General features: G+C 72.6%; 23 protein-coding genes. 7 read left to right on the top strand and 16 right to left on the bottom strand.

Translation table 11 applies throughout. The annotated features are described in order from the left end of the window. Nucleotides 1-51 precede the first annotated feature (51 nt). From ABZ406_RS13355 to ABZ406_RS13340, 4 genes are all read right to left on the bottom strand, one after another. Nucleotides 52-1,335, bottom strand: coding sequence for a citrate synthase (locus ABZ406_RS13355; RefSeq protein ID WP_357760032.1), 1,284 nt, complete (start codon nucleotides 1,333-1,335; stop codon nucleotides 52-54). Nucleotides 1,336-1,540: 205 nt separating this feature from the next. Further along, nucleotides 1,541-3,544 carry a sulfatase-like hydrolase/transferase gene (locus ABZ406_RS13350; protein ID WP_357760029.1) on the bottom strand — a complete coding sequence of 668 codons (2,004 nt, stop codon included), beginning with the start codon at nucleotides 3,542-3,544 and terminating at the stop codon, nucleotides 1,541-1,543. Then, complete coding sequence (locus ABZ406_RS13345) at nucleotides 3,537-4,967, bottom strand: class I SAM-dependent methyltransferase (protein ID WP_357760027.1); 1,431 nt, start codon at nucleotides 4,965-4,967, stop codon at nucleotides 3,537-3,539. Before ABZ406_RS13345 ends, ABZ406_RS13350 begins: the two co-directional genes overlap by 8 nt. Nucleotides 4,968-4,984: 17 nt before the next feature. Further along, a complete protein-coding gene (locus tag ABZ406_RS13340) occupies nucleotides 4,985-5,134 on the bottom strand; it encodes a hypothetical protein (RefSeq protein WP_165947858.1) in 150 nt (49 codons plus the stop codon). Between the two features lie 200 nt (nucleotides 5,135-5,334). Here ABZ406_RS13340 and ABZ406_RS13335 point away from each other — a divergent pair, with 200 nt between their 5' ends. After that, complete coding sequence (locus ABZ406_RS13335; protein ID WP_357760474.1) at nucleotides 5,335-6,180, top strand: arginase family protein; 846 nt, start codon at nucleotides 5,335-5,337, stop codon at nucleotides 6,178-6,180. Nucleotides 6,181-6,313: 133 nt separating this feature from the next. On the opposite strand, the gene ABZ406_RS13330 is transcribed toward ABZ406_RS13335, so the two are convergent. From ABZ406_RS13330 to ABZ406_RS13310, 5 genes are all read right to left on the bottom strand, one after another. Further along, nucleotides 6,314-7,645, bottom strand: a complete 1,332-nt coding sequence (locus ABZ406_RS13330) for a dolichyl-phosphate beta-glucosyltransferase (protein ID WP_357760471.1) — start codon at nucleotides 7,643-7,645, stop codon at nucleotides 6,314-6,316. 2 nt (nucleotides 7,646-7,647) lie between these two features. Then, a complete protein-coding gene (locus tag ABZ406_RS13325; RefSeq protein WP_357760024.1) occupies nucleotides 7,648-9,912 on the bottom strand; it encodes a glycosyltransferase family 39 protein in 2,265 nt (754 codons plus the stop codon). Nucleotides 9,913-9,956: 44 nt separating this feature from the next. After that, nucleotides 9,957-11,462: an ATP-binding protein gene (locus tag ABZ406_RS13320; protein ID WP_357760022.1), complete on the bottom strand. Its 1,506-nt coding sequence runs from the start codon at nucleotides 11,460-11,462 to the stop codon at nucleotides 9,957-9,959. Next, nucleotides 11,440-12,186, bottom strand: coding sequence for a response regulator transcription factor (locus ABZ406_RS13315; RefSeq protein ID WP_357760019.1), 747 nt, complete (start codon nucleotides 12,184-12,186; stop codon nucleotides 11,440-11,442). Before ABZ406_RS13315 ends, ABZ406_RS13320 begins: the two co-directional genes overlap by 23 nt. Before the next feature lie 113 nt (nucleotides 12,187-12,299). Continuing rightward, nucleotides 12,300-12,530: a hypothetical protein gene (locus ABZ406_RS13310; protein ID WP_091408172.1), complete on the bottom strand. Its 231-nt coding sequence runs from the start codon at nucleotides 12,528-12,530 to the stop codon at nucleotides 12,300-12,302. 197 nt (nucleotides 12,531-12,727) lie between these two features. Between ABZ406_RS13310 and ABZ406_RS13305 the strand changes: the two genes are divergently transcribed. The 3 genes from ABZ406_RS13305 (at nucleotide 12,728) to ABZ406_RS13295 (ending at nucleotide 15,420) form a co-directional block, all read left to right on the top strand. Next, nucleotides 12,728-13,675: a serine/threonine-protein kinase gene (locus ABZ406_RS13305; protein ID WP_357760017.1), complete on the top strand. Its 948-nt coding sequence runs from the start codon at nucleotides 12,728-12,730 to the stop codon at nucleotides 13,673-13,675. Between the two features lie 148 nt (nucleotides 13,676-13,823). Next, on the top strand, nucleotides 13,824-14,249 hold the full coding sequence (locus ABZ406_RS13300; RefSeq protein ID WP_357760014.1) for an OsmC family protein: 426 nt from the start codon (nucleotides 13,824-13,826) through the stop codon (nucleotides 14,247-14,249). A 316-nt stretch (nucleotides 14,250-14,565) separates the two neighbouring features. Further along, nucleotides 14,566-15,420 (top strand): hypothetical protein, encoded by an 855-nt coding sequence (locus ABZ406_RS13295; RefSeq protein ID WP_357760011.1) that lies wholly within the window; start codon nucleotides 14,566-14,568, stop codon nucleotides 15,418-15,420. A gap of 28 nt (nucleotides 15,421-15,448) precedes the next feature. On the opposite strand, the gene ABZ406_RS13290 is transcribed toward ABZ406_RS13295, so the two are convergent. From ABZ406_RS13290 to ABZ406_RS13275, 4 genes are all read right to left on the bottom strand, one after another. Beyond that, a complete protein-coding gene (locus ABZ406_RS13290) occupies nucleotides 15,449-15,976 on the bottom strand; it encodes an ATPase (protein ID WP_357760008.1) in 528 nt (175 codons plus the stop codon). A 114-nt stretch (nucleotides 15,977-16,090) separates the two neighbouring features. Beyond that, nucleotides 16,091-16,537, bottom strand: a complete 447-nt coding sequence (locus ABZ406_RS13285; RefSeq protein WP_357760005.1) for a response regulator — start codon at nucleotides 16,535-16,537, stop codon at nucleotides 16,091-16,093. Nucleotides 16,538-16,621: 84 nt separating this feature from the next. Next, nucleotides 16,622-16,969, bottom strand: coding sequence for an STAS domain-containing protein (locus ABZ406_RS13280; RefSeq protein WP_357760003.1), 348 nt, complete (start codon nucleotides 16,967-16,969; stop codon nucleotides 16,622-16,624). A gap of 315 nt (nucleotides 16,970-17,284) precedes the next feature. Beyond that, the gene (locus ABZ406_RS13275) at nucleotides 17,285-17,599 is read right to left on the bottom strand and encodes a hypothetical protein (RefSeq protein ID WP_357760000.1); all 315 of its coding nucleotides are present in this window, start codon (nucleotides 17,597-17,599) and stop codon (nucleotides 17,285-17,287) included. Between the two features lie 199 nt (nucleotides 17,600-17,798). Between ABZ406_RS13275 and ABZ406_RS13270 the strand changes: the two genes are divergently transcribed. The 3 genes from ABZ406_RS13270 to ABZ406_RS13260 all read left to right on the top strand — a co-directional run bounded on the left by ABZ406_RS13270 (nucleotide 17,799) and on the right by ABZ406_RS13260 (nucleotide 20,818). Then, entirely contained in the window at nucleotides 17,799-18,776 is a 978-nt protein-coding gene (locus tag ABZ406_RS13270) for a DUF2267 domain-containing protein (protein ID WP_357759997.1), read from the top strand. A gap of 115 nt (nucleotides 18,777-18,891) precedes the next feature. Further along, nucleotides 18,892-19,686: a fused MFS/spermidine synthase gene (locus tag ABZ406_RS13265; protein WP_357759994.1), complete on the top strand. Its 795-nt coding sequence runs from the start codon at nucleotides 18,892-18,894 to the stop codon at nucleotides 19,684-19,686. A gap of 58 nt (nucleotides 19,687-19,744) precedes the next feature. After that, complete coding sequence (locus tag ABZ406_RS13260) at nucleotides 19,745-20,818, top strand: AI-2E family transporter (protein ID WP_357759991.1); 1,074 nt, start codon at nucleotides 19,745-19,747, stop codon at nucleotides 20,816-20,818. A gap of 51 nt (nucleotides 20,819-20,869) precedes the next feature. Here the strand turns inward: ABZ406_RS13260 and ABZ406_RS13255 are convergent, their stop codons facing one another. From ABZ406_RS13255 to ABZ406_RS13245, 3 genes are all read right to left on the bottom strand, one after another. Continuing rightward, complete coding sequence (locus ABZ406_RS13255; RefSeq protein WP_357759988.1) at nucleotides 20,870-22,171, bottom strand: NAD(P)/FAD-dependent oxidoreductase; 1,302 nt, start codon at nucleotides 22,169-22,171, stop codon at nucleotides 20,870-20,872. A gap of 73 nt (nucleotides 22,172-22,244) precedes the next feature. Beyond that, nucleotides 22,245-22,769 carry a GNAT family protein gene (locus ABZ406_RS13250; RefSeq protein ID WP_357759986.1) on the bottom strand — a complete coding sequence of 175 codons (525 nt, stop codon included), beginning with the start codon at nucleotides 22,767-22,769 and terminating at the stop codon, nucleotides 22,245-22,247. Between the two features lie 71 nt (nucleotides 22,770-22,840). After that, nucleotides 22,841-23,563, bottom strand: coding sequence for a VOC family protein (locus tag ABZ406_RS13245; RefSeq protein WP_357759982.1), 723 nt, complete (start codon nucleotides 23,561-23,563; stop codon nucleotides 22,841-22,843). Nucleotides 23,564-23,636 lie beyond the last annotated feature (73 nt).

Genomic DNA, 23,636 nt, shown 5'->3' with positions numbered 1-23,636 from the left:
GCCGCCGACCCGGAGGGGTCGACGGCCTGCTGGTGAAGCGAGGAGCGGGGGTCAGCGGTCGCCGAAGGGGACGTAGTCCCGCTCGGGGGAGCCGACGTAGACCTGCCGCGGACGGCCGATCTTGGTCTCCGGGTCGCTGATCATCTCGCGCCACTGGGCGATCCAGCCGGGGAGCCGGCCGAGCGCGAAGAGCACCGTGAACATCTTCGTCGGGAAACCCATGGCCTTGTAGATCAGGCCGGTGTAGAAGTCCACGTTCGGGTAGAGCCGACGGGAGACGAAGAAGTCGTCGGCGAGGGCGATCTCCTCCAGCTCCATGGCGATGTCCAGCAGCGGGTCGGGCTTGGCCATCCGGCCCAGCACGTCCTGCGCGGCCTTCTTGACGATCGCCGCCCGCGGGTCGTAGTTCTTGTAGACCCGGTGGCCGAAGCCCATCAGCTTGACGCCGTCCTGCTTGTCCTTGACCTTGCGGACGAAGGACCGGACGTCGTCGTCGCCGGCGTGGATCTGCTGGAGCATCTCCAGCACCGCCTGGTTCGCGCCACCGTGCAGGGGGCCGAACAGCGCGTTCACGCCTGCCGAGACCGAGGCGAACAGGTTGGCGTTGCTGGAGCCGACCAGGCGGACCGTCGAGGTGGAGCAGTTCTGCTCGTGGTCGGCGTGCAGGACGAACAGCATGTCCAGCACCTTCGACATCACCGGGTCGACCTCGTACGGCTCCGCCGGCACGCCGAACGTCATCCGCAGCAGGTTGTCCACGTACCCGAGGGAGTTGTCCGGGTACAGCAGCGGCTGACCGATGGACTTCTTGTACGCGTACGAGGCGATGGTGGGGACCTTCGCCATCAGCCGGACCGTGGAGATCTCCACGTGCTCGGAGTCGAACGGGTCCAGGCTGTCCTGGTAGAAGGTGGACAGGGCGCTCACCGCGGACGAGAGCACCGCCATCGGGTGGGCGTCCCGGGGGAAGCCGTCGAAGAAGCGGCGCATCTCCTCGTGCAGCAGCGAGTGTCGCCGAATCCACTCGGTGAACTCGGTCAGCTGCTGCTCGGTCGGCAGCTCACCGTAGATGAGCAGGTAGGAGACCTCCAGGAAGGAGGACTTCTCGGCCAGCTGCTCGATCGGGTATCCCCGGTAACGCAGGATCCCCGCGTCGCCGTCGATGTAGGTGATCGCGGATGAGGCAGCGGCGGTGTTGACGAAACCGGGGTCGTACGTGGTCATCCCGGTTTCCTTCAGCAGCTTGCTCACCCCGATACCGGCGGGGCCCTCGACCGCGGGATGTACCGGCATCGACAGCTGCCCACCGGGGTGATCGAGCTTGACTTCCGTCATGTGGTTCCTCGCTTCGCCGGCAGATCTACGTTGAATTGCCTTCGCTTCTACCGTAATTGCGGCTCGGGGGACACCGCCCGCCGTGGTTCGGCGGTGAGGTATGCGTCACCCGATTCCCGACCGGGCGGCCGGGAAACCCGCCGTCCCGCCAGCCGGGACCAGAGGACCAACCCCGAAACCGGACCGGACCCGACGTGGAACCGCTTCACGACAGAGCAAGGCGTCGCAGCGTACCGTCCGTCGCGATCTGGAAGACGTCGAGCGTGTTGGTCCCGGCGTGGAACAGCTTGTCGTCGGCGAGGAGCGCGGCGAACCGGCGTCCGCCGGGGTCGGCGGGCACCACCGGGACGACGGCTCCGATGCGGCCGTTGACGGCGACGGCGAGGAGGGTGCCGTCCGGGATCCGGTCCGGGACGTCGCCCCAGACGAGCGCGGGGAGGGTGCCGGTGTCCGGGTCCGTGGCGGTGAACGCGGCCAGGTCGGCGACCCGGGCGCTGCCGGCGGCCGGGCCGGCGCGTACCTCGGTGCCGACCAGGGGGTGGGGTGTCGGCGGGGGTGGCGGGGTGGGCACGCCGCCGGGGAAGGTGACGGGTTCGCCGGGGCGGTCGTAGAAGTGCTTCGTGCCGTCGGTGCGGGGGGCCTGTCGGGCGGAGCGCCCGTCGACCCGCCACGGCAACCGGACGCCGGCCTCGTCGGCGACTGTCGGCAGCAGGTCGACGTGTTCCCAGTTGCGGTCGTCCACCCGTCCGGCCTGCTGGCGGGGTTCCTTGACGAACGTCGGCACCCAGGCGACCTCGCCGGCGGCGGCCTTGATCGCGTCCATGCCCCGGCCCTGGGCGCCGGGGCGGAAGCTGACCCCGTGGTCGGCGGTCACCACGACGAGGGCCTGGTCGTAGAGGCCGTTGGCGCGCAGCGTCCGCACCGTCTCGCCGATCAGCCGGTCGGTGTAGCCGAGCTGGGCGAGGTGCCGCTGCCGGGCGAGGTCGACCCACCCGGCGCCGTCGTTGGGCAGGTCCTCGGGGGCGTCGTAGCGTGCGCCGGACGGCAGGTACGCCCACGGTGAGTGCGGCATCAGCAGGTGCAGGAAGTGCAGGGTGGGCCGCGTGGTGGGCTTCAGCCCGGCGAGGAAGCTGGTGAAGCGGGCCGGTTGGTTGTCGTCCAGGCTGTCCCAGCGGAACTTCGGGTCGGCCGGCACCGGTTCGGCGGCGTCCAGGCCGGCCTCGGCGCGGGTCTGCTCGCGGTAGGAGTCTTCCGGGTCGACGGCGCTCTCCGTCGGCCCGGCGATCCGGCCGAGCAGTTTGCCGGTCTCCCGGACGAGCACGCCGAGCCCCTGCTCGGGGGTGATCGGCTGCTCGCAGCGGCTGGGTGGGCAGAGCCGGGTGATGCTCTCCTCGGCGCGGATGTCGTACAGGCCGCCGAAGGCGGTGAAGATGTTGTCCGGGTACTGCGAGTAGTGCGGTGCCACCGACCGTGCCGGGTAGCGGCCGGTGAGCATCGCCGGCAGCGCGTTGGGCGTCCAGCCGCTGACCCCGGTGGAGTTGCGGTACCAGGTGGAACCGCCGGCCAGTTCGGCGAAGTGCGGGTACCGCCCGGCGTCGATCTTTCCGTCCGCCCCGAGCAGGCTGACCAGCGGCAGCTCGTCGAGGATCAGCATGACCACCGGCGGGTGCACGGCCGAGCCCTGCGCGGTGCCGGCCGCACCGCCGTCACCGCGCGGTAGGACCACCGCCGAGGTGGGTGAGGCGAGCAGGAAGAGCCCCACGAAGGCCACCGGGCCGGCGGCGGCCAGTCGCAGCACCAGACGCGACGCCCGCCACCGCCGGTGCGCGACCGCGCCTCCGACCCCGGCCAGCAGGGCCACCAGCAGCAGGGGTACGCCCCGAAGTGCCGTCACGTGTCGGCCCACCTGCACGGCGAGGGCGCCGACCAGCAGCCCGACCAGACAGGTGTGGGTGACGGCGCGGGCGGTCCGACCGGCCAGTCGGCTGAGCGCGGCCAGCAGTGCCACCGCGACTGTGGGTGTCACGGTCACCAGAGCGACGAGCAGCAGGATCTGGGCCGGGTCGGCGCGGTGGAAGAGGAAGAAGTCGGGGCTGCGGCCGAGCACGTCCAGCAGTGGCTGGGTGACCACGAGGCCGACCAGCGCGGCCATCTCGAGCAGCCGACCCAGCTCCCCTCGCCAGCTCCGGTCCCACAGCGGTTCAGCCACCCATCACCGTCCGGTAGAGCGTGCGGGTGCCGGAGGGCAGTTCCAGCCGGTCGGTGATCCGCCCGCGGGCGGCGAGCAACGTCTCGAAGGTGTCGCGTCGGTAGTCCGGGAAGAGACCGGCGGGCTTGTTGGCCAGCAACCGGGTCGCCATCGGGTCCTCGGGGTGGACGAACTCCACCACCACCGCGCCGCCCGGCGCGGTCAGCCCGGCCAGCCAGTCGAGGACCTCCGGCAGCGGCACGTTGCGGCCGATCGCCAGGTGGTGCACCACGGCCAGGGCGAGCACCACGTCGGCGGACGCCCGCTCGGCGAAACCGGCCCGTTCGACGCCCCGCCAGCCGCCACCCGGCGAGGGGTCGGCGAGGTCCAGCACCAGCGGCAGGATGCGGCGTTGCCCCTCGGCGCGCAACTGTCGGTACAGCTCGTCGACGACAGTGGGGTCCTGTTCGACGGCTACCACGTAGTCGGCGTGCCCGGCTGCCAGCCGCGAGTACCGGCCGTCGTTGGCGCCGAGGTCGAGCACCAGGCGGGGGCGGCTGCCGGCGGCCACCGCGACGGCCACGAACTGCTCCTTGGCCACCCGGTCGCGGGCCGAGTAGCCGCAGGTGCGGTGGTAGTCCGACCAGTGGCTCTCGGGCGGGCGGCGGTCGAGTTTGCGGACCAGTTTCTCGATGCCGCGTACGGTGGCGAGCAGCAACTCCCGGGAGAAGCCGGCGGCCCGCAGTTGGTCGCGGACCTCGGTGGTGCTGGCGGCGGCGTTGCGGTGCTGCATCGCTCCGTGCAGGTGCAGGTGGGTCAGCACGCCGGGGCGCAGCCGGCGGGCCCCGTTGAACAGCGGCCGTAGCTCGTCGGCCTCGATGCCGTCGACCCGGGCACGCAGCCACGGTTGGAAGTCGACGCCCAGGTGGGCGGTGAGCATCAGCGGGTAGAGCACCGTCTGGCAGAACTGCCGGTAACCGGCCCACGGTTCGCCGTCGCGGACCGGCTCGAAGGAGCCGATGTCGATGAAGACCGGTTCGGCGCCACGCCACTGGAGGTTGTAGGCCGAGCCGTCCTTGGTGGTGAAACCCTCGCCGAGCGCGGCCTTCAGGATCTCCAGGTGCAGCAGGGCGGCGTCGCGCAGCATGCTGAACGACCACTCGTACGGGTGGGAGACGAACGGGATGCGCTCGTGGCGCAGTACGGCGGTCCACGGCGTCCCGGTCGCTGCGGGCACCAGGGTCGGCGGGGCGTCCTCGGTGGCGCAGACCTTTCGCGCGGCCACCAGCGCCGGGAAGAACGTGCTGTTCGTCAGTGCCCGCCAGTGCTCGGCGGCCTGCGGGTCGAGCCCGCGCAGCACCTCGTCGCCGACGTGGAACACCCGGTTGGCCGGGTCGCGGAAGGAAGCCGGCTCGGGCCGTACCTCGGTGGGTGAGATCGCCATCGTCGGGGCTGGCCCGTTCAGCGCTGGTCGGTGGGTTGCCGGCGGAACCGGTCGACGAGCCGTCGCCAGTAGAGCTTCGCGGCGACCGCGGCGCCAGCCACCCCGCCGACGACCGCCTGCACGATCAGGCTGCCGGACCCCGCGTCCAGGTAGGCCAGATGTTCCACCGATCGCTCCTTGCCTCGCCGCCTCGACACCGGCGTCCCAGGCGTACACCGATGAGGCTTTTAACCCAGAAAGCCGGACTTGTCCATCACCGTACGCCGGTCCGTGTCGCCGTCGCGGGCACATCGGCGTACTCCCAGCCTCGCCACAGAATGTGGCCGGGACCGGCCGATCGCGCCGGTACGCTGCGGACGTGCGCTGGATGATCGTGGACGCGCCGCTGGACTCCTCCGGCACCGGACGCGGCGAGGAGCGGGCCCCGACCGCGCTGCGCCGGGCCGGCCTGCGCGAGGCCCTGGGTGCCGACGACGACGGGCGGATCGACGAGGCGCTGCTGCGCGACCCGGACCGCGACCCGGCGAGCGGGGTGATCGGCGTGGCCGGCCTGATCCGGGCCGGCGGCGCCATCGCGGCGCGGATCGGCGCCCTCATCGCGGACGGCCACCGACCGCTGGTGCTCGGCGGCGACTGCGCGATCCTGCCCGGCATCTGCCGGGCCCTGCCCCCGGCGACCGACCTGTGGTTCGTCGACGCCCATCCGGACTTCCTCGACGGCACGACCTCCCCGACCGGTGAGGCCGCCGACATGGACCTCGCGGTCGTCACCGGGTACGGCCCGGCCGCCGTCGGCCCGGGCGGCGCGATGATCGAGCCCGGCCGCGTCCACCTGCTCGGGCACCGCCCGGCCACCGACGAGAGCAGCCGGGTCGAGGCGGCCCGCATCGCCCCGGCGATCCGGCAGATCAACGCCGCCGAGGTGCTACGGCGGGGCGCGGCGACGATCGGCGCGGGTCTCGCCACCGACGGCGACGGGCCGGCCTGGCTGCACCTCGACCTGGACGTGGTGGACCCACGCGACCTGCCCGCCGTGACCTACCCCGAGCCGGACGGGCCGCGTTGGGCGGACCTGATCGCGCTCGTCACGCCGCTGGCCCGCGCCGACCGGCTCCTCGGCATGAGCGTGACCGACCTGAACACCGACGAGGACCCCGACGGGCGGCACACCCGCCGCGTCGTCGAGGTCCTCACCGAGGTACTCGTCGGCTGACCGGCCGGGTCCCCCGCTCGCGTCGATGCCGGCCTCACCCCAACCTCCGTCGATCTTGCACTTGTGGTGGTCAGAACGTCCCTTTCGCGGGTCATTGTCGATGCGGTAAGTGCACGATCGCCGGGGCGGAGGGCTAGCGGTGGTGCATGCCGAGGCGCAGCAGCACGAACCGCAGCACGGTGGCGGCCAGGTTCGCGGCCACCAGCACGGCCAGCTCCACCGGCCGCGCGGGCACAGCGTGGACCGCGTGCAGCACGGCCAGCGACCCGCTGGTCAGAGCCAGACCGAGGGCGAAGGCCAGCAACCCCTGCGCGTGATGCCGGCCAGCGTGCCGGCGTCCGCTGATGCCGAACGTCAACCGCCGGTTCGCGGCCGTGTTGGCCACCGCGGTCGCCAGCAGCGCCAACAGGTTCGCCGATTGCGCACCCAGGGCGCCCCGGGTGGCCACGAACAGCAGCAGGTACGCGAGCGTGCTCGCCACCCCCACCGCCGCGAACCGGACCAGTTGCCGGGGCAACCCGACCGGCACCTGCCCCGGCAGCGACGTTCCTGGCCGGGCACGCGGCCCGGTCAGCGGCGTCTCACCCGGCCCGGTCAGTGGCTCGGCGCGCGGCGCGGTCAGCGGTGCCCCACCCGGCCCGGTCAGTGGCTCGGCGCTCGGCCCGGTCAGCGGTGCCCGGCCGAGCTGCGCGCGGAGGTCGGCCAGGGGCAGCGTCCCGGTCAGCAGCGCCCGGCCCAGCCGACCCACACCGCGCAGGTCGGCCAGGGCGGTGGCGACGATGTCGACGCGGCTGTCCGGGTCGTCGACCCAGTCCACCGGCACCTCGTGGATGCGCAGCCCCGCCCGCTGGGCCAGCACCAGCAGTTCGGTGTCGAAGAACCAGCCGGTGTCGCGCACCAACGGCAGCAGTTCGGCGGCCACGTCGGCCCGGATCGCCTTGAACCCGCACTGCGCGTCGGAGAACCGCGCCGCCAACGCACCACGCAGCAGCAGGTTGTAGGCCCGGGAGATCACCTCCCGTTTGGTGCCACGGACCACCCGTGAGGTACGCGCCAGCCGGGTGCCGATCGCCAGGTCGGAGTGGCCGGAGATGAGCGGCGCGACAAGTGGCAACAGCGCCGCCAGGTCGGTGGAGAGGTCCACGTCCATGTACGCCAGCACGGGTGCCGACGACGCCGACCAGGCGGCCGACAGTGCCCTCCCCCGCCCCTTGGCGTCCAGGTGCAGCACCTCGACGCCGGGCAGCTCACCGGCCAGGCAGTCGGCCACCTTCAGGGTGTCGTCGACGCTGGCGTTGTCGGCGACGGTGATCTGGAACGGGTACGGGAAGTGCGCGCTCAGGTGGGCGTGCAGTCGCCGTACGCACGGCCCGAGGTCGACCTCCTCGTTGTGGACCGGGATGACCACGTCCAGCACGGCGGCGGTGGGTCGGGCCTGGATGGCGGCCCGTGGCCCGCCCAGCATGGTCACGACGCCCCCGCGCTGAGGTCGTAGAGGGTGACCCCGTCGACGGTCTGCGCCGTGAACGTCTCCGCGACCCAGGCGGCGATCTCCTGGGAGGCCGCGCTGCCGCCGTTGGCCCGGAAGCCACCGCCACCGACGAAGTAGTGGACCTTCCCGTCGGCCACGTAGCGCTGGAACTGCTCCAGCGTCGGTGACGGGTCACTGCCGTTGAACCCGCCGATCGCCATCACCGGGTCGCCGGTGGCGAGCTGGTAGCCGGACGCGTTGTTCGAGCCGATGGTCGCGGCCACCCACGTGTAGTCCGCGCTGTCGCGCTCCAGCAGCTCGCGCACCGCGGCGCTGGGCTCACGGGCGTCGAGCAGCCCGCCCATGCCCCCACCGGCCGAGCGCCCCTGCCCGCCGGTGGCGCCGGGGCCCTGGCCGCCCGGGAAGCCGGGTACGCCGCCACGACCACCGCCCGGGAAGCCGGGCACCTGACCGCCATTGCGGCCACCGTTCTGGCCGCCGCCGTTCTGCCCGCCGCCGGGGAACTGGCCGCCGCCCGGGAAGCCGCCCGGGAACTGGCCGCCGCCGGGGAGTTGGCCGCCGGCCGGCAGTTCCACGCCGCCGGGGAGTCGCCCGCCGGGGAAGCCGCCCCGGCCGAACCCGCCCGCCACGAACGGGCCGGCGCTCGGGATCGACCCGGTGTGGGGGGTCGCGGCGGTCTGTACCGCGTACGCCACCGGGCCGGCGAGGGCCGCCGCCGCGCCCAGGCCCAGCACCACCGGCACCAACCGGCGGGGCAGTCGGGTGACGAGCAGGAGAAGGAGCGCACCGACCAGACCGGCGACGAGCACAGTGGTCCGCAGCCACGGGTACCAGTCCGGGCTGTGCCCGAGCAGCACCCACGCCCACCAGACGGTGACCGCGAGCGTGCCGGCGAGCGTCGCCGTGGCACCCACCGGACGCCACCGTTGCCAGCGCGTGCCGGCAGCGGTGGCGTCAGCGGACGCGGGCACCGGGTCACCCGTCCCGGCGACGGCAGCGACAGCCGGAGCTACGGCCGGTCGCCGCTCCCGCCAGAGCAGCGTCACACCGATGCCGACGAGCGCGCCGATCGCCGGTGCGAGCGCCACCGTGTAGTAGGCGTGGAAGATCCCGGACATGAAGCTGAAGATCAGGGCGGTGACCAGCAGCCAGCCGCCCCAGAGCAGCAGCCCGGCCCGGGTGCGGTCGGTGCGCGCCGCGCGCCCGGCCAGCAGCAGGCCGGCGACCAGCAGGACCAGCGCGGCCGGCAGCAGCCAGGAGACCTGACCGCCGATGTCGCCACCGAACATCCGCAGCACGCCGCTCTGCCCCGAGAACGGGCCAGCGCCGCCGCCCGGCCGGGCGCCACCACCGCCGACGCTGCCGACCTCCTCGCCGGTGATCCGGCCGAGGCCGTTGTAGCCGAGGGTCAGCTCCAGGATGCTGTTGCCCTGCGAGCCGCCGATGTACGGGCGGGCACTCGCCGGCACCAACTCGACGAGCGCCACCCACCAGCCGGCGGACACCACCACCGCCAGCCCCGCCAGCAGCACCTGCCGGACGCGCCGCCAGAGCCCGGTCGGCGCGGCCAGCAGGTAGACGCCGGCGAAGACCGGCACCACGAGGAACGCCTGCAACATCTTGGTGAGGAAGCCGACGCCGACGAGCACACCGACGAGCACGATCCACCGGGTGCTCGCCGTCTCCAGCGCGCGAACCGTGGCGTACGCCCCGGCGACCAGCAGCAGGACCAGCAGCGCGTCCGGGTTGTTGAACCGGAACATCAGCGTCGCCACCGGGGTGACCGCGAGGACCGCGCCGGCGATCAGAGCGGCGGCCGGCCCGTACCAGCGCTTCACCGTCGCGTGGAGCACGGCTACCGAGGCGACCCCGCAGAGCGCCTGCGGCACGAGCATCGCCCAACTGTTCAGCCCGAAGACCCGTACGGACAGGGCCATCAGCCACAGCGACGCGGGTGTCTTGTCGACGGTGATGGAGTTGGCGGCGTCCGACGAGCCGTAGAGGAACGCCTTCCAGCTCACCGAGCCGGCCTGCACTGCCGCCGCGTAGAACGAGTTCGCCCAGCCCGACGCGCCCAGCCCCCACAGGTAGAGCAGGCCGGTGGCGAGCAGCAGGATTGCCAGCGCGGGCCGGGCCCAGGCCGGCGAGCGGCGCGTCGGCGGCGAGTGCTCATCCGGGCGGGCGGCCGTCGGCGGTTCGGGTGCGGGGGACGCCGTCGGCAGGGTCTCTGTTCTGTCCATGCGGCCAGCCTCGGCGGCCGGGCTGGCGTGACCCCGTGCGTCGCCTATGCGTCAGCTGTGGGATTCGGCAGCCGGACGGTGAACATTGTCCGACCTGGACGACTCTGCACCTCGACAGTGCCGTGGTGGGCCTCCACCACCGCCGCGACGATGGCCAGGCCGAGGCCGGTGCTGCCGTGCGCGCGGGACCGGGAGCTGTCGCCCCGGGCGAACCGTTCGAACATCTCCGGTTGCAGCTCCGCCGGCACCCCGGGCCCGTCGTCGGCGACGGTGACCAGGGCTCCGGCGGCGTCGACGGCAAGCGTGGTGGTCACAGTGCTGCCGGGTGGGGTGTGCACCCGGGCGTTGGTGAGCAGGTTCGCCACCACCTGGTGCAGCCGGGCGGCGTCGCCGGGCACCCGGATCGCCACCTCGGGCAGTTCGAGCTGCCAACGGTGCTCGGGGCCGGCGACGTGCGCGTCGCTGACCGCGTCCACCAGCAGGGCGGTCAGGTCCACCGGTTCGACGGCGAGCGGTCGGCCGGTGTCGAGGCGGGCCAGCAGCAGCAGGTCGTCGACGAGGCTCGTCATCCGGGTGCTCTCCGACTCCACCCGGCGCAGCGCGTGCGCCACGTCGGCGGGAACCTCGTCCCGGCCGCGCCGGGCCACCTCGGCGTAGCCCCGAATCGCCGCGAGAGGCGTCCGCAGCTCGTGGCTGGCGTCGGCGACGAACTGGCGTACCCGCGTCTCGCTGGCCTGCCGGGCGGAGAGCGCGGCGGCGACGTGGCCCAGCATGCGGTTCAGCGCCGCCCCGACCTGACCGACCTCGGTGCGGCTGTCGGTGTCGGCGGCCGGGACCCGGACGGCGAGCGCCACCTCCCCACGGTCCAGGGGAAGTTCGGTGACCCGGGTGGCGGTGGCCGCCACCCGGTGGAGCGGCCGCAGGGTCGCCCGCACGATGAGCGCGCCCGCCACACCGGCGAGCAGCAGCCCGACCGCGGCCACCCCGGCCTGCGCGGCGACAAGTGCCCAGATGGTCTCCTGGACGCCCGCGAGGGGGATCGCGACGACGCGTACCCGGCCGTCCCAGTACTGCCGGGCCACGGCCCGGAAGTCACCGCGATCACCGAGGCCGACGGTGCGCGGTCTGGCGTCGACCGGCAGGTCCGCCAGCGCGGCGACCTCCCCCACCGGCACCGACTGCTCGTCGGGGAACGGGTCGGCGCTGGAGACGCTCCTGGTCAGGGTCCGGGCGCTCGTCACGCGACCGTCGGTGATCTCGGCGACCACCACGCCGGACGGCAACCCCGGCGGGATCGCCGGTCCATCGCCGGGAAAGGCCGGACGTCCCGGACGGTCGCCCCGCATGGCCGTCGCGGGGGCCAGCTGGGCGTCCAGTCGGTCGATCAGAAAGTGCCGCAGCGCCACAGTGGTCAGGCCCCCGATCGCGACGCTAACCAACGCGAGCAGCGCGAGCAGCGCGAACACCAGTCGGGTACGCAGGGAGCGCCCCGCCAGCCACCTGCGGGCGGCGCGCAGCGGGCGGCGGCTACTCGGCGGGCTTGAGGACATAGCCCGCGCCGCGCAACGTGTGGATCATCGGCACCCGCCCGGCGTCGATCTTCTTGCGCAGGTACGAGATGTACAGCTCCACCACGTTGGCCTGGCCGCCGAAGTCGTAGTTCCACACCCGGTCGAGGATCTGCGCCTTGCTGAGCACCCGGCGCGGGTTGCGCATCAGGTACCGCAACAACTCGAACTCGGTAGCGGTGAGGGTGACCAACTGACCGGCCCGGCGGACCTCGTGGCTGTCCTCGTCGAGGCTGAGGTCACCGACTGTCAGAACCGCCTCCTCCTGCGCGGCGATCGCCAGCCCGGAACGGCGCAGCAGCGCCCGCAACCGGGCGATCACCTCCTCCAGGCTGAACGGTTTGGTCACGTAGTCGTCGCCGCCGACCGTCAACCCGGCGATGCGTTCCTCGACGGCGTCGCGGGCGGTCAGGAAGAGCACCGGCACGGTCGGGGCGTGCTCGCGCAGCCGACGCAGCACCTGGAAACCGTCCAGGTCGGGCAGCATCACGTCGAGCACCACGGCGTCCGGCTGGAACTGTCGGGCGGTGCTCAACGCCGCCATGCCGTTACCGGCGGTGCGGACCTGCCAACCCTCGTAGCGCAACGCCATCGACAGCAGGTCGGTGAGCGTGGGTTCGTCGTCCACCACGAGCACCCGGACGGGTTCCCCGTCGGGGCGCCGCAGCTCGATCCGGCTCGGCGCGGCCTGCCCGTTCATGACCATGCGCCCCATCGTGGTCGTCACGCCTGTGCCGCGCCCCTGCGGGAGCTGTGCGCCAGCTGTGCGGCCGGGCCGACGCGATGCCGGCGACCCCACCGGTCAGCCCCGCCTCATGGTCACTCGGACACCCCGTACGCGTCGGTGCGCACGAAACGCATGCTCCAACCGCCGGCCTCGTCGGGCCTGTCGCGTTCGTACAGGTGGTCGGGGCCGGGCTGCACCGGGCCCGTGCCGTCCGGGTGCCGCATGATCCAACGCTGGGGTGGGGCGCCGTCCGACCCGGCCGGCAGCAACCGGACCAGGCCGTCCGCGGGCCCGCCGACGAAGCGTACGGTGACCTCGCTCATCGCGTCCCCTCGGTGACCGCGCCGGCACAATCGGTGACACCGGCTCTGGCTCGCAAGCTACCGCACCCGCCGCCCTGTCGCAGCGAGGTACGCGGGGCCGTCCGACCCCGAAACAGGCTCCGGTTTGCCCAGTTCGGCGCCCGGGTACCGGCAACCGAACAACCGCCGTCGGGCGGGGCGAGGGCGAGGAGCGGTCGATGCGGATGCTGGACGGGCGGTACCGGCTCGAACAGCGCATCGGTGTGGGCGGGATGTCCGAGGTGTGGCGGGCCTACGACCAGGTGCTGGACCGGCCGGTCGCGGTGAAGCTCATCTCCCCCGGTCCCGACGATCGGAACGGCACCGTGGACCGGATCCGGGCGGAGGCCCGGTCGGCGGCCCGCCTGGAGCACCCCAACGTGGCCAGCGTGCACGACTTCGGCATCTCCTCGACGTGGCCGGGCCGAACGGTTCCCTACATCGTGATGGAGTTGGCCGAGGGCGAGACGCTCGCCGCGCACCTGCGCGCCGGGCCACTGGACTGGCAGATCGCAGTGCGGGTCTGCGCCGAGGTCGCCGCCGCGCTGGCCGCCGCTCACGCCGAAGGCATCGTGCACCGCGACGTCAAGCCCGCGAACGTCATCCTCACCCCGGCCGGGGTGAAGGTCCTCGACTTCGGCATCGCCATCGCCGCCGGCGAATCCGACCCGATGCCGACCGGGATGGTGCTCGGCACCCCGGCGTACCTGGCACCCGAACAGCTGAACGAGGCACCCGCCACCCCCGCCGCCGACATGTACGCCCTCGGCGTGCTGCTCTACTACAGCCTCACGGCCCGCCTGCCCTACCGCGCGACGACGTCCAGCGAACTTCTCCTGGCCCGCCGCCGTCAGCCACCGGAGCCGCTTCCCGACCTCCCCGGGCTCCCGCCCGAGGTCGCCGAGCTGTGCCACTCCTGCCTCGCCGACGACCCCGACGAGCGCCCCACCAGCCTGGTCGCCGCATTGCTGCTGGCCGAGGCAGTGGACGCCCGGGTGTACGTGCCGATGACGATCCCGGCAACCCGCCGAACGGCCCCGACGTCACCCTGGACCGAACGGGCCGCCGCCGAAGCCACCGAGGCGGTGGCGGTCGCCCCCCAACCGAACCTGCCCACCGCGCGCTGACCGCACGGGCCCACGGCCGGGTTTGCCCTCGGCGGTTTCGTCGCGCGGTCCGGCGTTTGGTCCTCGGCGGTGCGGGTTCGCCGAGCCGTCCGGCGTTTCGGCGGGCGGCGGCGGGGTAGCCGGCCTGGTGAGCGACGGGAGAAACGCGATGCCGGATCAGAGTTCCTGGCTGCGTGAGGCCACAGCGACAGCCGAGGGCGGTCACGTACGCACCGACGACGGCGGGCTCTCCACCGCGCTGGCCTCACCGCTGGCGCCGCACTGCACCGGGCTGACCCCGGAACAGTTGCTGGCCGCGGCCTTCGCCTCCTGCCTGCACCATGCGGCGGTGGAGGTGGCCGGAGAGATCACCGACGAGGCCCACACCGTGCAGGTGCGGGCGGAGGCGAAGCTGGGGCGCGACAACGACGGCCGATACCGGGCCGACGTGCACGCGGAGATTTCCTCAGCCGGCCTGAGCCGAGAGCAGCTGGCCGATCTGGTCGAGTACGCCGACCGGCTCTGGCCATTCTCCAGCAGCGACGCCAGCCGTCACCGCCTGACCGTAACCCCAGCCGAAAACGGCCGCCACTAAAGGCATCCACGCGCGCGACAGAAAGTGCAAGATCGCGGGGGTAGGGAGGGGTCTCGCGGGGCCGGGGGGCCGTTTGGGGGATGACGGCATGGGCTGTTCGGACGAGGGTCTTGAAGAGGGCTGACTTTGGGGCCGGCCGACTGGTGGCCGACCTGAATAACCCGGCAAGTCGGGAATAACCGTCTGGCGTGGTCTGCGAGGTTGAGGAACTTCGCTCGGTCTTTGCCCACTGAAGTCGGCCTGATCAGGGCAAATTGTGGCGCATGCCACCGTACGGGCTCCTGACATCGGGCATTTGGCTCTTTAGCCTCGGCAGGTGCATCCCGACGACCCCTCCGCCCAGAAGCTGACCGACGCGCGCCCGACCACCCCCTCGGACGACGCCGCATCAACCGAACGGACGATCGGCCGTCACCGCGCTCTCCAACCGCCGCGGCGTGGCCTGCTGGGCTCGACCCCGGTGCGGGTGGCGCTGGCCACCGGCGTCACCTGTTGCCTCAGCCTGGTGGCGGTCGCCGCCGCGCGAGGTAACGACGACGCCCCGCGTCCTGTCGAGCCGCTCGCGGAGGCGGTGGCCGACCGCGCCGCCATCGCCGACGAGCGGGCCTCCCGGTCGCTGGACCGCGACGCAGCCCCCGCCCGGATCCTGCCCAGCCCGACGCTGGAGCCCACCCCCACCCCCACTCCCACTGTCGTCCGCAAGGCGCCCAAGAAGCCGGTCAAGCCCCGCCGCCCCCGGCCGGTGGCCGGCCTCGACCAGGCCCAGATGGACAACGCGAAGATCATCGTGGACGTCGGCCTGGAGATGAAGATGCCGCGCCGCGCCCTGGTGGTGGCGCTGGCCACCGCCATGCAGGAGAGCAACCTCTACAACCTGGCCAGTGACGTCCTGCCGGAGTCGGCGGAGTACCCGAACCAGGGCAGCGGCTCCGACCACGACTCGGTCGGGCTGTTCCAGCAGCGGCCGAGCAGCGGTTGGGGCACTGTCGCCCAGTTGATGCGCCCGTCGTACGCCGCGCAGGCCTTCTACACGGCGCTCAACGAGATCCCCGGCTGGCAGGACATGAGCGTCACCGCCGCGGCCCAGTCCGTTCAGATCTCCGCGTACCCCGACGCGTACGCCCAGCACGAGGACCGGGCGACCACCGTGGCGGGTGCGCTCACCGCCTGAGTCGGACGACCGGTCCGGCCCGCGCTGGTCAGTGGCCGCGGGGCGAAGGCTCCGTGACCGGGGCCAGGCCGCCTGCTCCGAGTCGGCTGCCCGCCACGCCCGCAGCGGCGGTCGGGGTGTCGACGGGCACCTGACCGACGGGCACCTGGTCGACAGTCACCTGGCCGAGGATGTCGTCCAGCCGCGTTTCCCGCCGCCGACGGGCGTCCAACGCCGCCTCAACGTCACGCCGGGCCTGCACGGCCTCCGCGTACGCCCGTTCCCGCACCCGCCGGGCCTCCTCGCGGGCCTCGTCCAGCTCGAGGCGGGCCTGAGCCAGGATCTCGGCGGCCTCGTGCCGCTCCGGGTCACCGGTGGGACGGGTGGTGGTGGCGTCGCCCAGGTCCAGTCGTCGCAGGAGGCCGCTGAGCGAGGCCGCCTCCTGGCGGATCTCGTCCCACTCCCCGGCCGCGCCCTCGGCCCGCGCCGCGAGCCGGGACAACCGGATCCCCAACTCGTCCAGGCAGTGATCCACCTGCCGCTTGTCGTAACCGGTCTCCACGACGGAGAACCTCATCCTGTCGCCCCCCAGGCAGCTGCTGTCACGTCCCCACCTGGATCCTCGGCCGCGACCGCCCGCGCCGAGGGGGTTCGGGGAAAATGGTCAGCAGGCGCGCGGGCGGGGCCGGCGTCAGCCCCGCTTGGGCAGCACGACGACCCGGCCGAAGAACTCGTCGATCCGGCGGACCACGTCGTTGAAGTCGTCCAGGTCGATCGGCTTGGTGACGTACGCGTTGGCCTGCAACGTGTAGCTGCCGACGATGTCGGTGTCGGCGTTGGAGGTGGTCAGCACGACGATCGGGATGGTGCGCAGATCCTCGTCCTGCTTGACCGCTCCGAGCACCTGCCGGCCGTCCATCCGCGGCATGTTCAGATCCAGCAGGATCACGTCCGGGCGGCGGGCCTGCTGGTGTCGGCCCTCGGCGCGGAGAAACTCCATCGCCTCCTCGCCGTCACTGACCACGTCGATGATCTTCTCGACGTCGGAGTCCGCCAGCGCCTCCTCGATCATGAGCACGTCACCCGGGTCGTCGTCGACCACCAGGATGCGTACCGGCTGTGCGCTGTCTGCGCCCATCACTACCTGCCTCGGAGTCGGCGGGGACGGGACCCTGACGGTCACCGCGTTGGCGGGGAAATGCTGGCGGGGAAATCTAGCCCATCAGGTGGCAATGCGGGACGCGGGGTCGACCGGCTCCGGTTCGTAGCGCAACACCTCGGCGAGGCCGGTCACCCGGAGCACCCGCTCGACCCGCCCGTTGGCGCCGGTGAGCCGGAGCCAACCCCCGCCGGCCGCCGCCTGGTTGTCGCCCCGAACGAACACGGCCATCCCGGTGGAGTCGCAGAAGGTGAGGTCGGTCAGATCGAGCAGCACCCGGTTCTCGCCCGTCGCGGTGAGGCGGCCGATGGCGGCGGTCAACTCGGGGGCGGTGCTCAGGTCCAGCTCGCCCGCGAGCCGCAGGCAGGCGCCACCGCCGTCGCGCTCGGCGTAGCTGACGCTGAACGTCACCGTTCTCCCCCTCGCTCCACCCGGGGGGTGGGACGTTTGCAGTCCGGCAAGTATACGCAGGCATGGGTCGGGTGCCGCCACGCGCGGTGATCACCCCGTGAGGGCCACCCGCGGGTCGGTCAGCGGGCCGCGTCGGACGCGACAGCACATCCCCCAGCCTTTGAAGGATGCTGGACCGCACGGGTCTGGGTGAGTTGCTGGCCGTGGCGTACGCCGACGACGACGTACGCGCCACCGGCTGACCGGTAGGCCGCCCCGAGAGCGAACGGGGTGGCCCCCGACCCTGGGACCTGGGGTCGGGGGCCGGAGGAATGTCTAGGGTGCCGTCATCGGCTGGAGCCGGGGTCCGTCCGCACGCAGCTCGCCGGTCGGGGCCGGTTCGATGTCGTCGGGCTCTCCTGAATCGGGCGTCTGGTACAGATAGCGGACGAACTGCCCACCCGCCTCGTTGTCGTCCGCGCCGGGCCACTGGCCGATGCAGTCCATCCCGATCACCTCACGGCCGGTCCCGTCGGCCTCCTCCAGCAGCGCCCACAGACTCACCGGGTAACACCTGGTGAGTTCCGGGGTGAGCTGCCAGCGCGCGTACCAACCAGGTCGGGCGGGGACGATCTCGACAACTTCCTTCATGACGACCTTCCTCCCGCGTACCTCGGAAGAACTCCGGTCCTGACCCGATCGTGCGGGCCGTGCGGGTGAGCACCCCTCACCCCCGCCGGATGAAGCGTGGCGCAGAGCCGTCCGACCCGGCCGGCGGCCCCCGTTTCCTTCTCCGGGGCGGCGGGAAGGCGACTGGCGCAGCACGATCCCCAGCGGAAGGGATGCCACCATGCGCAAGCAGATGGAGGGCGACAACCAGAGGCGCCGGGCGTTGGCCCGGCAGGCCCGCGAACAGAGTCGCCAGCCCAGCGAGATCGGCGCCAGCCTGAGCGCCTCCAAGCAGCTCAGGAGCTTGGATGCGGGCAAGCGAGCTGGCCCACCGGCGGCCGGGCCGCACAAACCGGACACCACGCGCGGCGGGCCGGCACCGCCGCCGGTCGGTAGCGCCGACAATCCGCGACCCCAGCCGTCACCGCCGAGCGGCACGGCCGGCGTGAGCAGGATGGGCTACCACGACCTGGTCGACGACGTCCGGCGTCGTGCCGGGGTCGACTTCAGGACGGCCAAGGTGGGCACCGAGGCGACCGTACTGGTCCTCGCGTTCGCCCTGGAGGCCGCCGAGCGGCAGCGGCTGCTCGCGGCGGTGCCGGCGTCGCTGCACGACGTGCTGCCCGTCGACGGCATCGAGCGGCACCAGGACCTGCCCGGCTTCCTGGCCGAGGTGGGTCGGATCAGCGGCAACACCCCGGAGCAGGCCCGGTACCAGGCGGAGGCGACAATGGCCGCGCTCGCCGAGCAGGACGGCGACCTGGTCGAGTCGTTGCACGTACCCGACGGGTTGCGCGACCTGCTCGACCCGCCGGAGGCTGGCGGCGGCCTCGTGGGCGCCTCCACCACCACACCCACCCTGGACGCCGACGAGATCAGCGCGGTGTTGGACGACCTGCCCTACTGGGCCGGCGACAGCCAGGGCCTCTACCGGGTGATCGCGCTGCCGCCCGACAACCTGGACCGGGTGCTCGCCCGGCTCGACCGGCTGCGCCAGGACAACGGCCGCGGCCCGAGCATCGGGCGTCCGGGTGACACCGCAGCCGTGTTGACGGTGCGGACCAACCAGGCCAACGGAGTGACCGCGCTCGACGTGGACCTCGCCCGCCAGATCGACGACGCGATCGACGAGGTCGGGGCCGGGATGGCCGGCGGCTGACGGCCACCGGGACGTCGGCGGGCCGGCGGAGTGGGGACGACCCCGCTGCGCCGGCCCGTCCGCCGTGCCGAGCCCACGGCCCGGCCGGACCGTGGGCTCGGCTAGCGTGCCGGACATGAGCCGCGCCGCCGACCGGCTGGAACTGGTCGCCGACCCGGTCCGCCGGACCGGGCGGACACTGCTGTCCGCCGGGGTCGAGCAGTCGTACGTGGATGTCGAGGATCCCCGGCACCTGCACTTCGAGTACGTCCGACGGATCGCCTCGGCGGTGACGGTGGCGGCCCCGGCCGGCGCGCCGCTGAGCGTCCTGCACCTGGGCGGCGGCGCGTTGACGGTGCCCCGCTGGCTCGCCGCCACCCGGCCCGGCTCACCGCAGCGGGTCGTCGAGCGGGACCCGGCGGTGGTGGAGTTGGTGACCCGCGAGCTGCCGCCGCTGCCGGCGGAGGTGCGGGTGGAGGTCGCCGACGCCCGGGACGCCCTGACCGCCACCCCGGACGGCAGGTACGACCTCGTCATCGCCGACATCTACCGGGCGGCCCGGATGCCCCGACACGTTCGTACCGTCGAGTTCGTCGCCGAGGTGGCCCGCGTCCTGCGTCCCGACGGGTTGTACGTCCTCAACGTCACCGACCTGCCGCCACTGGTCGGCACCCGGGCGCAGGTGGCCACCCTGCGGGCGGTCTTCGCCGACGTGTGCGTGGTCGGCGACCGGCGGATGTTGCGCGGCCGCAGGTACGGCAACCTGGTGCTGGCGGCGACCTCCCGCCCCGGCGGGTTGCCGGTGGCCCGGCTGGCGGTGGCCGCCCTGCGTGACCCGGTACCCGGCGGGTTGCTGCACGCCGCCGCGCTCGACACCTTCGTCGCCGGCGCCCACCCGATCACGGACGCCGACGGCACCTCGCCCCACTGATCGCCGTTGTGCCCGCAATGCCGGGTTTCCGGGGGTGCGCGCGGGGAAGGCCCGCCGGATGAGCAACGTCGACGATCGGCAGACCGCCCGCCGAACCCTGATCGTGATCGGTCTGGTGCTGGCGACCGCGCTCGCGCTGGGATTCGTGTACGCGACCCGGCGGGTGCTGGTGTGGGCGGTGGTGGCCGCGTTCTTCGCCGTCGCGCTCAAACCCCTCGTCGACCGGCTGCAACGCCGCTTCGTCAGGCGTCGGGCGCTGGCCACACTGCTGGTGTTCCTCGCCGCGTTCGTCCTGCTGACGATCCTGGCCGCGCTCATCCTGGTGCCGTTGTCCGGCGAGGTGGGTCGCTTCGCCGACCGGGCGCCCGAGCTGCTGCGGGAGGCCCGCGCCGGACGGGGCCCGGTGGGGCAGGTTCTGGAGCGCACCGGGGCGCGCCGCTACGTCAGCGAGCACTCCGAGCAGCTCAGCGCCCTCGGCAGCCGACTGCGCCAACCCGCTGTCGGTGTGCTGCGCGGTGTCGTCGAGTCGGTCGCCGGGCTCATCACCGTCGTCGTGCTGGCGTACCTCATGGTGTTGGAGGCCCCGCGGATCACCAGCGGCCTGCTCGCGGCGGCCGGGAACGGTCAGGGCGAGCGACTGCGCCGGGTGGGCCGGGAGGTGTCGCGCACCGTGACCGGGTACCTGACCGGGAACCTGCTGATCAGCGCCATCTGCGGGGCGTTGACCTACCTGGTGCTGACAGTGACCGGGGTGCCCTTCGCGGCGGTGATCGCCCTGCTGGTGGCAGTGGCCGACCTGATACCGCTGGTCGGGGCGACACTCGGCGCGGTGATCGCAGCCGGCGCCGGCTTCCTGCACTCCCCCACCGCCGGGGTGGTGGTCCTGGTCTTCTTCGTGGTCTACCAACAGGTGGAGAACCACCTGCTCCAACCGCTCATCCTGTCCCGCGCGGTCCGGTTGAACCCGTTGACGGTGCTGATCAGCGTGCTGCTCGCGGCGGAGCTGGCCGGTCTGCTCGGCGCGCTGCTGGCCATCCCCGCCGCCGGCATCATCCAGACCCTGCTGCGCGAGTACGGCCCGCGCCGGCTCCGACCCGCCCCGCCCGCCGGCCCGGCCACGCGACAGGCGTGACCGGCCGGCTCCACCGACGAGACCGCCGCGGGTACGACCCCGGCGGCCCCCTCAACGGGACCGGCTCGCCACCTCCGGAGAGGTGCTCTCCAACGGCACCGCGTTGGCCGGCACCAACCCCAACTGGACAGCGGAACGGGTCAACGCGGCGTCCAACGCCCAGTCGGCGCTCACCCGCGTACGGTTCCCCGGCATCGCCATCAGGTGGTACGCCCGGGTGACCGCCTTGGCCGGCAGCCCGGCCAGGTTGACCTGCAACGGGTTCGCCGCCGCGTCCTTGCCGCCCAGGTCGACGACCCAACCCAGGTCGTGGTGCTTGTACGGCTTGGGCTTACCGAAACCGTACGACGCGGCGATGTTGTACGCCGCCCGCTTGCCCTGCCGCTGCGCGTGCTGGGCGGTCATCCCGCACACCTTGCCCGGGTTGACCAGGTCGGGCACCGCGGCGGCGTCCCCGATCGCGAAGACCTCCGGGTAGCCGGGAACGTTGAGGAACTCGTCGGTGACCAGCCGACCCCTGTCGGTCCGCAGGCCCAACTCGTTGACGAACGGGTCGGGGCGTACGCCCACACACCACACCAGGGTGCAGGTCGGCACGTACTCGCCGTCGGTGAGCTTCACCCCGTCGCAGGTCGCCTCGGCCACCGAGGTGCCCATCCGCACGTCCACCCCACGGCGGTTGAGCACCTTGTGCGAGGTGTCCGACATCCGCTTGTCCAACTCCGGCAGCACCCGCGACGCCACGTCGAGCAGCATCCAACGGGGCCGGACGGTGAGCCGGGGCCGCTGGGCGTGCAGCGCGTCGGTGAACAACTGCCCGTGCGCCGCGACCTCGGTGCCGGTGTAACCCGCCCCGACCACCACGAACGTCGAGCGGGCCTGCTGCTCGGCCGGGTCCTCGGCCTGCTCGGCCAACTCGACCTGCCGGATGATGTGATCGTGCAGGTAGACGGCCTCGGGCAGGCCGCGGAAGCCGTGCGCGTACTCGGTCACCCCCGGGATGGGCAGCAGCTTGTTCACGCTGCCCACGGCCAGCACCAGCCGGTCGTACGCCAGCCGGTTCTTCTCCCCCTCGGCCTGGGTGAAGCCGACCCAGCGGTTCTGCAGGTCGACGTGGTCCGCCTCGCCGACCACCACCCGTACGCCCTTGAGCGTCCCGGTGAGCGGCACGGCGATCCGCCGGGGCTCGACCACCCCGGCCGCCACCTCGGGCAGCAACGGCAGGTACAGGAAGTAGTCGGTGGAGTTCAGCACCACGATCTCGGCCCGGTCCCGGGCGATCCGGCTCAACGTCTTCGCCGCGTGGTAACCGGCGAACCCGGCCCCCACGATCACCACACGAGGTTTCGTCATTGCGGGCCGTTTCCCGTAGCGGGCCGCGACAAACGTCCGAGGCCCCGGCCACGCTCAGCTCGGCTGGAACGGATCAAAGGGCTGGCGGCGTGATCGCCCAGCGCTCGTGGTCACGCCAGGCGCCGTCGATGAACAGGTAGTCCGGGGAGAAGCCCTCCAACCGGAAACCGAGCTTGCGGGCCACCCGCCGCGACGGCTCGTTGCCCGGCTGGATGTTCGCCTCCAACCGGTGCAGCCCCACCGACGTGAACGCGTGGTCGATCACCAGGCCGACGCCCGCCGACGCGTGACCCGTTCCGCTGTACGGCAGGAATGCCGCGTACCCGAGGTATCCACCGCGAAGCGCACCGAGCACGATCCCGCTGATGTTCACGTAGCCGGCGATCTCGCCGCTGGCCTGATCGCAGATCAGGTAGCCGGCGCTGTCGCGGCGACGGATCCGACGCAGGTAGAGCGCGTACTCCTCCGGGCTGGCCGGCGCGGCCAGCCACGGGTGGTGCAGGTCCCGACTGCGCCGCACCGCGGCGACGAACTCGTCGGCGTCGGTGGGCCGAGGGCGCCGGATCGCGGCAGGACCACCGGTACGCAGGTATCTCACGTCGGACCACTCTGACCGACCGGGCCCGTCGTTGTCCAACCGGCCGCCACGTGCGCGGAGCGTCTACCGGGCTAGTGGGACGTCCGCAGGCTGAACTCCTGACCATCGGGGTCAGCCAGCACCAACCGGCCTGTCCCATCCGGCGCGGCGTCGACCCGGGTCGCCCCGAGCGAGAGCAGACGGTCGACCTCGACCTGCACATCCACGTCGGCAGCGGGAGCGAGGTCGAGACGCACCCGGTCCCTGCCGCCGTTCGGCATGAACGGTGGGCCACCCCAGCTGATCTTCGTACCGCCGCTCGGCGACTGGATCGCGGTTTCCTCGTCCTGGTCCCAGACCAGCGGCCAGCCCAGCGCCTTGCTCCAGAAGTAGCCGACCGCCTGCGACCCGTCACTGGCCAGCGCACCGACGACGCCGCAGCCGGCGAGGAAGTTGTTGCCCGGCGCAATGACGTCGAACTCGTTGCCCTCGGGGTCGGCGAGCACCACATGATCGATCTCCGGGCCCTGCCCGATGTCGGCGTGCCGCGCGCCCAACTCCACCGCGCGGGCCACCGTCTGCCGCTGGTCCTCCAGCGAACTGCTGGTCAGATCGAAGTGCATCCGGTTCTGGACCACCTTCGGCTGGTCGGACGGCACGAAGCGCAGCCGGAATTCGGTGTCGGCCCCCGGCAGGACCAGGACGCCGTCGCGCGGATCCTCCACCATCTCCCGAGCCAGAAACCCGGACCAGAACCGACCCAGGCGTACGGGCTGGGCAGCGTCGTAGGTGATCGCGAACAAGTGAGCCGTCATCGCGCTGGCCATCTCCGATCCGACCGGATGAGTGTCCGGTCCTTCGGGCGGAAGCCTAGGGACGAGCGCTGCC

Source organism: Micromonospora sp. NPDC005710 (assembly GCF_040630995.1).
Lineage (GTDB): Bacteria > Actinomycetota > Actinomycetes > Mycobacteriales > Micromonosporaceae > Micromonospora.
Note: the sequence above shows the minus strand (reverse complement) of the source record. Positions and strands in the feature narration are given on the sequence as shown.

What these genes read in the sequence shown, in the direction of transcription:
- ABZ406_RS13305 (WP_357760017.1), top strand. Translation starts at nt 12,728, where the DNA reads ATGCGGATGCTGGACGGGCGGTACCGGCTCGAACAGCGCATCGGTGTG.
- ABZ406_RS13325 (WP_357760024.1), bottom strand. Translation starts at nt 9,912, where the DNA reads ATGGACAGAACAGAGACCCTGCCGACGGCGTCCCCCGCACCCGAACCG.
- ABZ406_RS13310 (WP_091408172.1), bottom strand. Translation starts at nt 12,530, where the DNA reads ATGAGCGAGGTCACCGTACGCTTCGTCGGCGGGCCCGCGGACGGCCTG.
- ABZ406_RS13265 (WP_357759994.1), top strand. Translation starts at nt 18,892, where the DNA reads ATGAGCCGCGCCGCCGACCGGCTGGAACTGGTCGCCGACCCGGTCCGC.
- ABZ406_RS13320 (WP_357760022.1), bottom strand. Translation starts at nt 11,462, where the DNA reads ATGTCCTCAAGCCCGCCGAGTAGCCGCCGCCCGCTGCGCGCCGCCCGC.
- ABZ406_RS13335 (WP_357760474.1), top strand. Translation starts at nt 5,335, where the DNA reads ATGATCGTGGACGCGCCGCTGGACTCCTCCGGCACCGGACGCGGCGAG.
- ABZ406_RS13260 (WP_357759991.1), top strand. Translation starts at nt 19,745, where the DNA reads ATGAGCAACGTCGACGATCGGCAGACCGCCCGCCGAACCCTGATCGTG.
- ABZ406_RS13275 (WP_357760000.1), bottom strand. Translation starts at nt 17,599, where the DNA reads ATGAAGGAAGTTGTCGAGATCGTCCCCGCCCGACCTGGTTGGTACGCG.
- ABZ406_RS13255 (WP_357759988.1), bottom strand. Translation starts at nt 22,171, where the DNA reads ATGACGAAACCTCGTGTGGTGATCGTGGGGGCCGGGTTCGCCGGTTAC.
- ABZ406_RS13285 (WP_357760005.1), bottom strand. Translation starts at nt 16,537, where the DNA reads ATGGGCGCAGACAGCGCACAGCCGGTACGCATCCTGGTGGTCGACGAC.
- ABZ406_RS13355 (WP_357760032.1), bottom strand. Translation starts at nt 1,335, where the DNA reads ATGACGGAAGTCAAGCTCGATCACCCCGGTGGGCAGCTGTCGATGCCG.
- ABZ406_RS13345 (WP_357760027.1), bottom strand. Translation starts at nt 4,967, where the DNA reads ATGGCGATCTCACCCACCGAGGTACGGCCCGAGCCGGCTTCCTTCCGC.
- ABZ406_RS13245 (WP_357759982.1), bottom strand. Translation starts at nt 23,563, where the DNA reads ATGACGGCTCACTTGTTCGCGATCACCTACGACGCTGCCCAGCCCGTA.
- ABZ406_RS13290 (WP_357760008.1), bottom strand. Translation starts at nt 15,976, where the DNA reads ATGAGGTTCTCCGTCGTGGAGACCGGTTACGACAAGCGGCAGGTGGAT.
- ABZ406_RS13300 (WP_357760014.1), top strand. Translation starts at nt 13,824, where the DNA reads ATGCCGGATCAGAGTTCCTGGCTGCGTGAGGCCACAGCGACAGCCGAG.
- ABZ406_RS13270 (WP_357759997.1), top strand. Translation starts at nt 17,799, where the DNA reads ATGCGCAAGCAGATGGAGGGCGACAACCAGAGGCGCCGGGCGTTGGCC.
- ABZ406_RS13330 (WP_357760471.1), bottom strand. Translation starts at nt 7,645, where the DNA reads ATGCTGGGCGGGCCACGGGCCGCCATCCAGGCCCGACCCACCGCCGCC.
- ABZ406_RS13315 (WP_357760019.1), bottom strand. Translation starts at nt 12,186, where the DNA reads ATGGTCATGAACGGGCAGGCCGCGCCGAGCCGGATCGAGCTGCGGCGC.